Consider the following 11,616-nt stretch of genomic DNA (forward strand, 5'->3'; position numbering starts at 1 on the left):
ACATCACGTCACGCCGTCACCGGCCGCTGCCAGAACTGACCGTCAAACGCTGTCGCTACTCGTAGACAGAGTCAGCCTTCTTCGTAGCGGCCGGCTTTGCCCAGCAGCCACATGCGCTGCGAGGGGTACCAGTCGTACTGCTCCTCGATGTACTCAGGCGAGCGTTCATCGAGGAGGGCGATCGCGTCATCGGCCCGGCCGGCTTCCTGCAGGAGGTGAAGGATCGATTCCAGCAGGGAGTCGTCGTGGTATTCGAAGGTGGGGCGGGCTACCTCGATCGCGTCGTCCAGCCGGTCATGCCGGGCGAGCATTTCGATCAATGCCCAGCGGTAGTGGCCCGGGTACTCCTGCGAGGCGATGAACTGGCGCAGTACGGCCTCGGCTTCATCGACTAGGCCGGCTTGTTCGAGGGCTCGGGCGTAGCGGGGGAGTCCGACGCGGGCGTGTTCGCCGGTGCCGAAGTCCCGTAGCTCGTCGATCCGGTGATGGCGTACGAGGAGTTCGGCGTAGGCTTCCAGGGTGTTCTGATACACGAAGCGGCCGGCCGTGATGTCGGAACCGAGCAGCTCGATCGCCTCATCAACCCGCCCCGCGCGCTCCAGGACCAAGGACCGCTGCTCCTGCGACAAGTTCCCCGGGTGATTGAAGCGGGCCTCGCCCTGGGCCCGGCGGGCGCCTTCCGCGTACGGGGTGAGCAGTTCCAGCACCCGGCCGTCGCGGTCCTGGCCTTCGGTGATGTCGATGAGGTAGCCGCGGATCCAGTTTTCGTTGAGGTGCGGCACGAGAACGTCGATCGCCTCATCGACGTGGTCGGCCTTGGCGAGCAGGACGGCGTACTTCTGGCACACCCTCTCCGACTGCAGACCGGCGGCATCGGGGCGGACCAAGTCGAGGGCCTCGCGGGTGCGGCCCGCGGCGTGCAGCACATCGGCCATGGCCCACCGGGCATGGTGCCAGCCTGCGGCGACGAACGGTGTGAGCACCGCCTGCGCGCGCTCGAACTCGCCGGCGCTGCACAGCTCTTCGACCGCGGCCTCTGCGCAGAACCACATATCCCGCTCGGATGCGGCGCGGATCAGCACGTCCAGGCGGCCCTTCTCCCGCAGGACGGTCACCAGGGCCGGGGGTATCCCGCCGAGCGTCCGCACCTGCCACTCAAGATCGTCAACGTTCATAGGGCGGAGCGTACGGGCGGCCACTGACAGCGAACGGCCCGTAGTTCGGCCGCGCTTGCGCACCAGACGCCGTGTCTGCGAAGCGGCCGATCCTCGCCTCGTACAGTCGATCGCCATGAGCACGGTCATCCTCGCGGACGTCACCGATCTGATCTGCAGCTCCTGCGGAACCACCACACCGAAGCCGCCGCCGTTGAGGTACAAGCAGCTCTGGGAAGCCGGGTGGCGTTGGCGCGGAGTGACCAGGACGGCAGCCGGTTCGTGTCGAAGCGCTGCGAGTTCAGCTGCCCCGGCTGCCGGCCTGTCCTGTAGAGGCACGTCGACGTGGTCACGAGCCTGGATGCACTGTGCTGGCCGGAAAAGAGATCCGGCCTACGGCCACGCCGTGCGGCCGTCCGCCACAGCGGGCAGTAGCTGCCCCAGCGGGCGCCCGGTATCCGAGCCGGCGTACAGGTGCTGGGCGGGGTCGTCGTCGGTGGTGAAGGTGGGGCCGTTCCAACGGTGCGGCACCGGTATCGGGTTGAGGCCCACGCGGCTGCCGTAGGCACTGGCCGCGCCGTAGAGGGTCTGCAGGATCTCAAGGGTCTGCAGGTCGAAGGCCCCGCGGAGCACGGACCAGGTTTTCGTGGCCGGGTCGAAGTCGGCCACCGTCCGCAGCACACTGACCTGTTCGCCGAAGAGGCGGTCGCTCGGAGCAGCGGTGATCGATATCTGGAGCACCCAATGGGCGGGGTCGGGGGATAAGGCCATGGCGTCACCGTACGGCGCCCCACTGACAGCCGATCCGCCGCTCAGGGGTCGAGCGCGGGGAGCTGATCGAGGCCGGTGTCGCGCATGATCTGGTCCACGATGTCCTCCAGGGTGCTGTCCGGGCCGATGACGGTCTCGACACGGCCAGGCAGCAGATCACGCGGCCGGTACCAGTCAGCGAGATGCTCCTCGGTGACGTGCGCCAGGTACTCGCGGTCCTTGGTGGCGTGCCGGGCGAGGGTCTCGGCGAGCGGGATGTCGAAGTAGTAGGCGTACGACCGGCCTCGGTGGTCGGCGAGGAGCTGGGTGAGCATGTCGCCGTACCGGTCCGCCGCGAAGATCCCTTCGATCACCGTGTGGTAGCCGGCGGTGTCGAGGGTGTACCGCGCGACCTGGTCGATCAGGCCGACGTTGAGGCCGCCCTTCACATCACGCTCGCGCAGCACGATCCGCCGCAGATAGTCCTGGCCGACGAGCGCGAGACCGCGCCCGAAGCGGTCCCGAATCCCCTGAGCCACACTCGACTTGCCGCTCGCGGACGGCCCGCGCAAGAGCACGAGGCGGGTCGACCCCGGGGAATTGCATTGGCTGCAAGCCCCGTTGAGGGATTCGCCCTTGACCTGCGGCTCACAGTAGCAGCCACCACGACCGCACGGAGTGGACTCTGACCTGCCAGTATGGCGCTGATCGTGCATCTGATGCATGATTCGACCCTCTGATGCAATGGGGGGTTGATGTGGTTCGGCGTAGTCCTGAAGCACCGGGTTCGGCTCGCCTTGAGCTGGTCGACGGGGTATCCCTGCTCCACCCGGAGGACGCTGTACTGGACGCGATGCTCGACGGCTGGGAGAAGCAACAACGCGGCCGTCGACTGGAGTCCGAGACGATCGACGATCGTCGCCGGATCGTGCGACGGTTCGTGGACTTCAGCGGTGAATATCCGTGGAACTGGACTGCCGCGCACATGGACGAGTGGTCGTTCTCGCTGACCGCCGAGCTCGGGCGAGCGAGGTCCACCATCCGGGCCTACCAGGGGGCGATCCGCCAGTTCTGCGAACTGATCACGTCGCCGCACTATCGGTGGGCGGAGGAGTGTGAAACGCGATTCGGTACACATCCCGTCCAGATCTGTCATGAGTGGAACACCGCCGCTCACCTGGAGGACTACGAAGGCGAGGCCGAACGCCGGCCGTTGACCAGGGAAGAGTGCCAGGCCCTGTTCGACTACGCCGACGACCGCGTCGAGGAAGCGATCAGACTCGGCCGCAAGGGCGCCCTGGCGGCTTACCGAGATGCCACGGTATTCAAGACGATCTACGGGTGGGGTCTGCGATGCCGGGAGGTTTCCCGGCTCGATCTCACGGACTTCTACCGCAACCCCAAGGCCCCGGAGCTGGGCAAGTACGGCATGATGCACGTTCGTTACGGCAAGGCGACCAAAGGCTCAGGACCGCGCCGCCGGATGGTGGCCAGCGTGATGCCCTGGGCCGTGGAGTCGCTGGAGGACTACCTCGTCAACCTCCGGCCACGGTTCAAGCACCACCCCAACCACAAGGCCGTGTGGTTGACCGAGCGCGGAGGCCGGCTCCAGCCCCGCGAGATCGAGGCCCGGTTCGCCGCCTACCGTGATGCCCTCGGCCTCGACAAGGAACTCGTTCCGCACTGCCTGCGCCACAGCCACGTCACACACCAGATCGAGGACGGCGTCGATCCGAAGTTCGTACAGGAACAAGTCGGTCACCGCTTCGCATCGACGACAGCCATCTACACCGGGGTCAGTACTGACTTCATGAACACCATGATGCGCAACGCCCTCGACCAAGCCTTCACCACCGAGGAACTGGAGACGGTATGACCGCCAAACTCGACTATCAGTGGCACCTGCGCGAACTGATGGCGGCCCGCGGCATGTTCTCCACCACCGACCTGCGGCCGTTGCTGATCGAGCGGGGCATCAACCTGTCTGCAAGCCAGGTCTTCCGGCTGGTTACCGAGAAGCCGGAACGCCTCAGCATGAAGGTGCTGATGGCACTGCTCGACATTCTGGGCTGCCGCATGGAGGAACTCATCGAGCCTGTCCGCGCCACCGGCCGGCAGCGCAAGACCGCCTCCGGTGAAATTGGTGGACCGGCGACCGGACCGACTGAGAACGGCGTCGGCCCCTTCCGCCCGAAGCGAGCCCGCATCCTCTGACATGCCGCACAGCACCCCGGCCCCGGGGCCGCGCTTCTTGACTCACCCGCGGGCCCTCATCCTCGACACGCTCGCCGCCACCGAGCCCGGACTGCCCACCCCCGTCATCGAGGCGGCGGTGGACCAGATCGCGAACACTCGAGCCAAACTGCGCCGACTCGCCCAGGCCCTGGACGCCGCACCGCACTTGCTGACGTCCGGGACCCCGGAAGGTCCTCGGCTGGTCGAGCTGCTCATCCGCGCACTCCAGCCGCACGGCACGACACAGCTGGTCCTCCCGCGGTGCGCGGATTGCGGGCAGCAACACGCTCTCACCCGCATAGACGGCCCCCGCCGCCTCTGTGGCAACTGCGGCAACAAGGTCCGCGGCGCCGCCTCGAGGCTGCCCTGCGCGGTCTGCGGCAAGAATCTGCTCGTGGCCGCCCGCGACAACAAAGGGCAGCCGCGCTGCCAGCGCCACCGCCCGCAAGAGACCGACAACGCCGCTCTGATCTGCGCACTCCTGCAGAAGCTGGACACCGGCCTGAACGAGACGACGCTCACGGAGATCGTCGAACAGACGGCACCCAAGCCATTTCAACTCCGCGCGCTCACTGCCGAACTGACCGACCGCCCCGACTTGTTGACCGGGCAGGGCGCCTACGGATCACCCAGGGTGCTGGCCCTGATCGACGCCCTGGTCGCGCACGGCGCGCGCACCGTCATAGCGCCCGCCTGCCCCTTCTGTCGCCGCAGCACCGCGCTGAATTTCCGCCGGGACAAGGCCCGCTGCTGCCGTCGCTGCTACGACGGCTCCCGGCTTCAGTCCTGTTCCGCTTGCGGGCAGGAGCAGATCGTTGCGACCCGCACGCCCGACGGCCGGCCGCTCTGCGGCAGTTGCATGCGGGGCGACCCTCTCAACCACGAGTCCTGCGCTGGCTGCGGCCGCCTCGCCCTCGCCGTTCACCACGACGAACACGGCGCCGCTCTCTGCGGCCGGTGCTGGCGCCCGCCGATCGCCACCTGCTCGTTCTGCGGAAAACAGAAGCCCTGCACCAACGCGGGCAGCGACTCCCCGCGCTGCCTCACCTGCCAACGGACCCAAAACCGAGCGCCCTGCTCGCACTGCGGAACCGTCCGCATCGTCTGGGGCCGCACGAGCGGCAAGGAACCGGTCTGCGCTCCCTGCGGCCGTCCGAGCGAGCAATGCGAGTCCTGCGGCCGTCTACGCAGGGTCACCGGCCGCACCGCCGACGGGCGGGCGCTCTGCCGCACCTGCTACCGCAAGCACCCCGCCTCCTTTCGGGCCTGCACCGAGTGCGGAGCCATCGAATACCTCCACCATCGCGGACTCTGCACTCGATGCGCCGCACCAGGTCAGCTTCGCGCTGTCCTCAGCGGTCCCGATGGCTCGATGCGTCCCGAGCTCGAACCCGTCATCGCGGCGCTGATCGGCAGCGATCCCTACCGGCTCCTCGTCTGGATCGCAGACCCGGCCCCACGGCGCCTCCTCGCAGAACTCGCCTCCGGCGCCGGGCCTGTCACCCATGACGCCCTCGATCAGATGACGCCCTCAACGGCCCTGAGCCACTTCCGCAGCATCCTTGTCGCCAACAACGCGCTACCCGAACGCGACGAGCACCTAGCCCGGTTCGAGCAGTGGCTCGACCGCGTCCTGGACGGCGTCGACCACGCGGAGAACAAACGGCTCCTCCGCAGCTTCGCCACATGGTTCCACCTGCGCCGGCTGAGGCGCCGATCCGCCCGTCGCCCCCTCACAATCAACCAGATCGGCGGAGTCCGCCACGAAGTACGTTCCTCCATACGCCTGCTGGCCTGGCTCTGTGACCACGAAACGGACCTCTCCCGATGCACTCAGGACGACATCGACGCATGGCTGTCGTCCGACCATGCAGGAAAATACGTCGTCCGTAACTTCGTCACCTGGGCAGTGGAAAACCGTCACGCCCACGGCATCGCCATCCCCACCCGCTCGGAATCCAGAACACGTGGGCAAGCGCTCCTGCCGGAGGCCGACCAGCGATGGACCCTCAGCAAGCGGCTCCTGCACGACACCACGCTGGACACCGTCGACCGCGTCGCCGGCTGCCTCGTGGTCCTCTACGCCCAGCCCTGCAGCCGCATCGTGAGCCTGACCGTCTCCCATGTCACCGAAAGCGACAAGGGAGTACATCTTCACCTCGGCACACGCCCGCTCGATATCCCCGAGCCCCTGGGCGACCTGGTACGTGAACTCGTACGCACCAGGCAAGGCCACGCGGCCGTCGGCCACACCGACGCCAGCCCTTGGCTCTTCCCCGGCGGCCGCCCCGGCCGCCCCATGAATCCCGCACGCCTGATGAGCCGGCTCAACGCCATCGGGCTTCCCACACGAGCAGGCCGCGGAACCGCACTCATGGACCTCGCCGGACAACTCCCCACGACCGTCCTGAGCAGACTTCTGGGCATCCACATCCAGACCGCCACCGCGTGGTCCCAAGAGGCGGGAAACACCCGCCCCGGCTACGCAGCAGAGGTCGCTCGACGAGCACACCGCAGGAGCGAATAGTCCAGGTCGCGGGTCTGTAATCCGCGCGGTTGGTGTAGCCCAGCGAGATCTCTGTTGCGCCCCAAGCACATCGCTTCGAGACGAGCTGGAGGGGTGGACTCGTCAGCCGTAGTCAGGACCGCACCGTCCGCTGTCAGGCCCGGGAGCGCTTGCCCAGGCGGTGCCCCAGACATGCCCATATGTTGGTTTCATGTGCGCTGACCTCCGCCCGTTCCGGATCGAGATTCCGCAGGCAGATCTCGACGACCTGTACGACCGGCTGGCCCGCACCAGGTCGCCGTACCCAGTGCCCGGTGCCGAGTCGGAGTGGGACCACGGCATTCCGCCGGACTACCTGCATGAGCTGGCCGCCTACTGGGCGGACGGGTTCGACTGGCGGGCACATGAGGCCGCGCTGAACGCGTACCCGCACTTCGTGACAGAGATCGACGGCCAGACCCTGCACTTCCTGCACATCCGCTCGCCGGAGCCGGACGCCACGCCACTGCTCCTGAACCACAGCTACCCGACCTCGTTCGTCGAGTTCCTGGAGGCAAGCGGTCCGCTGACGGATCCGCGTGCGCACGGCGGGGACCCGGCCGACGCGTTCCATGTGGTCATCCCCTCGCTGCCCGGCTTCGTCTTCTCCAGTCCGCTGTCGGCGCGCGGCTGGAACCTGGAGCGCACGGCCCTGGCGTACGGGGAGCTGATGACGCGCCTCGGCTACGAGCGCTTCGGGGTGGAGGGCGGCGACCTGGGGGCAGGCGTGACCGGCCGGACCGCGATGCTGATGCCCGAGAGGGTGATCGGCGCGCACACGCATGGCGACCGGCTCCAGCTCGGCATGGCCGGCGACGACTTCCCCCTCCCCGAGGGCCTGAGTCCGCAGGAGCAGGCCGAGGTCGAGGCGGCACAGCGCAGCTGGTCGCAGATGAACGGCTACCGGGTGCTGCACTCGACCGCGCCCAACGCCCTGTCCGTGGGACTCACCGATTCGCCGATCCTGCAACTGGCCTGGATCGCCGAGAAGTTCGTGCAGTGGGCCAACCCCGCCACACCGATCAGCCGCGACAACGTCCTGATCACCGCGAGCCTGTACTGGTTCACCCGGACCGGACCCGCCGCGGGCGACTTCTACTGGGAACTGGCCCACGCCGACAACCCCGGCTGGGGCGGACCCACGAGCGTGCCGATGGCCTCCTCGCTGTTCTACAGCAACCCCGTCGTACGCAAGGTCCTGGGCCCCGCCGAGGACAGCGGCGTCTTCTTCCGGGAGCACACCGAAGGGGGGCACTTCCCGGCGTTCGAGGTTCCCGACCTGTTCGTCGACGACATCCGTGCCTTCTTCCGAACACTCCGCAACTAACACGGTGCGCGACTCCGCTCTGCGCCCGCTGCCCGCCCGCCTGCGCGGCCACCGGGCCGTTAGGCTGCGTCCGCCATGGCCAACACCCGTCCCAGGATCAGTGACCGGCAGCGGCGCGTGCTGCTGATGCGCCGGCACCTGCTCACCCCGTCCGCGCGCGCGATGTCGGTGGAACAGGTCACCGAAACACTGGTGGGGCTGCACGCCACCGAACCGGCGACGGTCTTCCTGTCCGCGGCCGCGCGGATGAACGGTGCGACGCCGCAGGCAGTGGAGCGAGCCCTGTACGAGGACCGCAGCCTCGTACGGATGCTCTGCATGCGCCGCACCATGTTCGTGGTGCCCAAGGATCTTGCGCCGGTCGTCGAGGCGTCCGCCTCCCGTACGGTCGCGGCCCGTGAACGTGCCGCGCTGGCCAAGGTGCTGGCCGACCAGCTCGGGCACGACACGCGCTGGCTGACCGACGTCGAGAACGAGGTGGCCGAGGCTCTGAAAGGGCTTGGCGAGGCGGACGCCACCCAGATCGCCGATGCCGTGCCCCGGCTCAAGGAGCAGATCACGATCTCGCCCGGTAAGCCGTACGAGACCCGACCCCGGATCAGCAACAAAGTCCTCACAGTCATGGCCGCCGAAGGCCGCCTGCGTCGCAGCCGCCCCCAGGGATCCTGGACTTCGGCGAAGTTCCGCTGGACCCTGGCCGAACCCCACCCCCAGCTGCCGGTGGACCAGGCCCGAGTCGAACTCGCCACCCGCTATCTGGCGGCCTTCGGCCCGGCCACCCTCGACGACCTCAAATGGTGGACCGGCTGGAACCTTACGCAGACCCGCACCGCCCTGGCGGGCACCGCCGCCATCGAGGCCGACCTCGATCACGCCACCGGCTACGTCCTGCCGGACGATCCAGTCCTGCAGGAGAGCAAGGGCGAAGACGGCGACGCGGTGGTCAATCTGCTGCCCACGCTCGACCCCACGGCGATGGGATGGCGGGACCGCGACTGGTACCTCGATCCCGAGTACGTGCCCGAACTCTTCGACCGCAACGGCAACATCTGCCCGACTGTGTGGGCCGACGGGCGCATCATCGGCGGCTGGAGGCAACGTGATGACGGGCAGATCGTCACAGAACTCTTCACCTCCGCGGCGGCGGACCCGCGGGTGCGGACGGCCCTTGCGGCAGAGGCCGACCGACTCTCAGAATTCCTGGGCGACGTCTGTGTCCGCCCCCACGTGAATACACCTCTGATGTACCGCCTGAGCGAATAGCGGTGTGCGCACTGCCTCGGCCGACGTGTGACTTCAACCGGGACGCGGACATTGCGCACGTTGTGATAGCCGGGTGTACCAGCTTCGCTGGTGCCGATCGATCCCACGGCGTTGACGGGTGCGTGTACGGACGGCTCGTTCATGCGGTCCAGCCCATCTCCGAGTACGGGTTGCCCGCGATGATGTGGGCGATGGGGGTGCGAAGCTCACGTCGGCGGGGGAGATCAACAGCCCGGCCTCTTCCTCGGCTTCGCGTACAAGGCAGGCTGTGGCGCTTTCCTGTTCGCAGTGCCCGGCGAGCAAAGGCGGCGGGTTCGTCAACATCTGGAGCCGGAGTTACGGGAACTTGCACGAGAGTTGAGGCTTTCGAGGGCAGCGTAGCGCGAGTTCCAGGCCGGTGCCCGCAACTGTAGAGCACCCGTGGGACGGGTGTGATCAACACCTCGCGGGCGGGTGCGATGCGTTGCTCTGGTGGGTGGCACTCGTCGGGGAAGCTGAAGGGCGTTGCTTCCGTCGCTCGGAGATGCCCTTCATGCCTTCGTCTGCTTTGCCCGTCGAAACTCTTCTGCATTTGGTGGACCGGGCCGAACGCGGCGCCCTGCTGCCGGGCGAAGCCGCGCTCCTACGTGAAGGGATAGAGGACCTCGCGGCACGCGGTGAGGCTGACGGGACGCAGCGTCGGTGCAGGCCGCTCAGCGCGGTGCGCCTGGACACCGATCTCAACCAAGCCCGGTCCATGAAGGCGGCGTCATGACGCCGCGGTGGGGTGGTGTTGTGCCGTCCGTGGCTGCGGCGGTGTTGTGCACCGTGGTGCTGTCCGCGTGCGATCCGCGAGCCGGCGCTGCCGGTGCTGAAGGCTCCGCGGCGCCCAAGGCCACCGGGGCGGAGGGCAGCGCAGTCGCTGCTCTGGATGCGCTGCCGGTCAAGGGGCGTGCGCCGAAGACCGGTTACGACCGCACGCGTGTGTTCGGTCCGGCCTGGTCGGACAACACCACCGCGCCCGGCGGGCACAACGGCTGCGACACCCGCAACGATGTCCTGCGCCGCGACCTGGCGAACGTGGCGGGTAAGAACGCTTCGCGCTGCGTCGTCGCGTCGGGTGTCCTCGAGCACGATCCCTACACGGGCAAGCGCATCGACTTCACCCGCGGCCAGACCACATCCATGGCCGTGCAGATCGACCACATCGTGGCGCTTTCCGACGCATGGCAGAAGGGCGCTCAGCAACTGACCCAGGACCAGCGCGAAGCCCTTGCGAACGACGGCCTCAATCTGATCGCTGCCGACGGCCCGGCCAACCAGCAGAAGTCCGACGCGGACGCCGCGACCTGGCTGCCGGCAAACAAGTCGTTCCGCTGCCCGTATGTGGCGCGGCAGATCGCGGTGAAGAAGAAGTACAAACTGTGGGTCACCAGCGCGGAACGCGACGCGATGCGCCGCGTGTTGAACACCTGCCCCACCCAGCCGCTGCCCGACGAGCAGTCGGCCGGGGTAGCGTTCGCTCGCTGACCGTCAGTCTTCAGGCTGCCGCGCGCCGGCCCGTGGCGGCGAAGGCGCCGAGCGCCTGCTGCCAGGAGCCGGTGCACATCCTCGCGGCCAGCGCCTCAGCCGCCTTGCGGGCAGCCGCCGCATCGGCGTGCTCGGTGGCGTGCGGCAAGAGCGTGAACCACGCGCCGTCGCGGGTGGGAGCGAACCACGCGAGATAGGGGCGCCAGCCGGGCCGGGGCGCCATGCGATGTGTGACAAAGAGCAGGCCACGGCCACAGAACAGGGTGCGTGCGTACGACTCGTCGACCAGGCCCTGCTCGAAGAACGGATCACCGGCCTTCCGCGCAGCCAACTTGACATGGCGCAGGTCGCCCAAACGGAAGGGCTGCTGCACGGGGACCACCTCAGCGACCGGCGCAGGGCGGCGATGCCGCCTCGATCTTCTACTCACAATCCTCTCCAACGACCACGACCACCACAAAGTGCCCAGCAACCGGGCCAGCGGCCCAGCCGTGTCGCGGGGAGCGCCGGCTACTTGGACTTGGAGAGCCGCTTCCCGCGGCGTGGTTGCACCCGGCGTCCGAGAGCCTTCTCGAGGTGCCGCAGGGTGGCGGGTGAGGCCGCGATGCGAATGTGGTTACGCTGGTCGCGGCATTCCAGGACCTGCCAGTCCCACGGGAGACCGTACTCGTCCCGCTCTCGGCGCCGCCTCTTGGCCAGCAGCTGCAGAGGGACTGCTGCGTGATCAGGTGACAGCGGGGTTTATGCAGCGAGTGCTGCGGGTGGGGTCATGATGGTCTCGAACTCGATGGGGGTCAATCGGGCCAGGCGTCTCTGACGCCGCCTGCGGTGGT

Annotated in this window: 11 protein-coding genes; 6 read left to right on the top strand and 5 right to left on the bottom strand. The window is 68.0% G+C overall.

Annotated features, from left to right (window positions below; all coding sequences use genetic code 11):
- Window positions 1-71 precede the first annotated feature (71 nt).
- From H9Y04_RS44845 to H9Y04_RS44855, 3 genes are all read right to left on the bottom strand, one after another.
- Window positions 72-1,175, bottom strand: coding sequence for a tetratricopeptide repeat protein (locus tag H9Y04_RS44845; RefSeq protein WP_187820023.1), 1,104 nt, complete (start codon window positions 1,173-1,175; stop codon window positions 72-74).
- Between the two features lie 372 nt (window positions 1,176-1,547).
- Window positions 1,548-1,925 carry a hypothetical protein gene (locus H9Y04_RS44850; protein WP_187820024.1) on the bottom strand — a complete coding sequence of 126 codons (378 nt, stop codon included), beginning with the start codon at window positions 1,923-1,925 and terminating at the stop codon, window positions 1,548-1,550.
- A gap of 41 nt (window positions 1,926-1,966) precedes the next feature.
- A complete protein-coding gene (locus H9Y04_RS44855) occupies window positions 1,967-2,476 on the bottom strand; it encodes an AAA family ATPase (RefSeq protein ID WP_236072260.1) in 510 nt (169 codons plus the stop codon).
- A 167-nt stretch (window positions 2,477-2,643) separates the two neighbouring features.
- On the opposite strand from H9Y04_RS44855, the gene H9Y04_RS44860 reads away from it, so the two are divergent.
- From H9Y04_RS44860 to H9Y04_RS44880, 5 genes are all read left to right on the top strand, one after another.
- Window positions 2,644-3,780 (top strand): tyrosine-type recombinase/integrase, encoded by a 1,137-nt coding sequence (locus H9Y04_RS44860; RefSeq protein WP_187820025.1) that lies wholly within the window; start codon window positions 2,644-2,646, stop codon window positions 3,778-3,780.
- On the top strand, window positions 3,777-4,118 hold the full coding sequence (locus H9Y04_RS44865; RefSeq protein ID WP_187820026.1) for a helix-turn-helix domain-containing protein: 342 nt from the start codon (window positions 3,777-3,779) through the stop codon (window positions 4,116-4,118). Before H9Y04_RS44860 ends, H9Y04_RS44865 begins: the two co-directional genes overlap by 4 nt.
- 415 nt (window positions 4,119-4,533) lie before the next feature.
- Window positions 4,534-6,666, top strand: coding sequence for a site-specific integrase (locus H9Y04_RS44870; protein WP_187820027.1), 2,133 nt, complete (start codon window positions 4,534-4,536; stop codon window positions 6,664-6,666).
- A 190-nt stretch (window positions 6,667-6,856) separates the two neighbouring features.
- Window positions 6,857-8,011, top strand: a complete 1,155-nt coding sequence (locus tag H9Y04_RS44875; RefSeq protein ID WP_187820028.1) for an epoxide hydrolase family protein — start codon at window positions 6,857-6,859, stop codon at window positions 8,009-8,011.
- A 75-nt stretch (window positions 8,012-8,086) separates the two neighbouring features.
- Complete coding sequence (locus tag H9Y04_RS44880) at window positions 8,087-9,274, top strand: winged helix DNA-binding domain-containing protein (protein WP_187820029.1); 1,188 nt, start codon at window positions 8,087-8,089, stop codon at window positions 9,272-9,274.
- 33 nt (window positions 9,275-9,307) lie between these two features.
- Here the strand turns inward: H9Y04_RS44880 and H9Y04_RS44885 are convergent, their stop codons facing one another.
- A complete protein-coding gene (locus tag H9Y04_RS44885; protein WP_187820030.1) occupies window positions 9,308-9,598 on the bottom strand; it encodes an NUDIX domain-containing protein in 291 nt (96 codons plus the stop codon).
- 426 nt (window positions 9,599-10,024) lie between these two features.
- Between H9Y04_RS44885 and H9Y04_RS44890 the strand changes: the two genes are divergently transcribed.
- The gene (locus H9Y04_RS44890; protein ID WP_187820031.1) at window positions 10,025-10,783 is read left to right on the top strand and encodes an HNH endonuclease family protein; all 759 of its coding nucleotides are present in this window, start codon (window positions 10,025-10,027) and stop codon (window positions 10,781-10,783) included.
- A 10-nt stretch (window positions 10,784-10,793) separates the two neighbouring features.
- On the opposite strand, the gene H9Y04_RS44895 is transcribed toward H9Y04_RS44890, so the two are convergent.
- Window positions 10,794-11,156 (bottom strand): hypothetical protein, encoded by a 363-nt coding sequence (locus H9Y04_RS44895; protein WP_187820032.1) that lies wholly within the window; start codon window positions 11,154-11,156, stop codon window positions 10,794-10,796.
- Window positions 11,157-11,616: the final 460 nt, after the last annotated feature.

This window comes from Streptomyces polyasparticus, from assembly GCF_014493765.1.
GTDB lineage: Bacteria > Actinomycetota > Actinomycetes > Streptomycetales > Streptomycetaceae > Streptomyces > Streptomyces polyasparticus.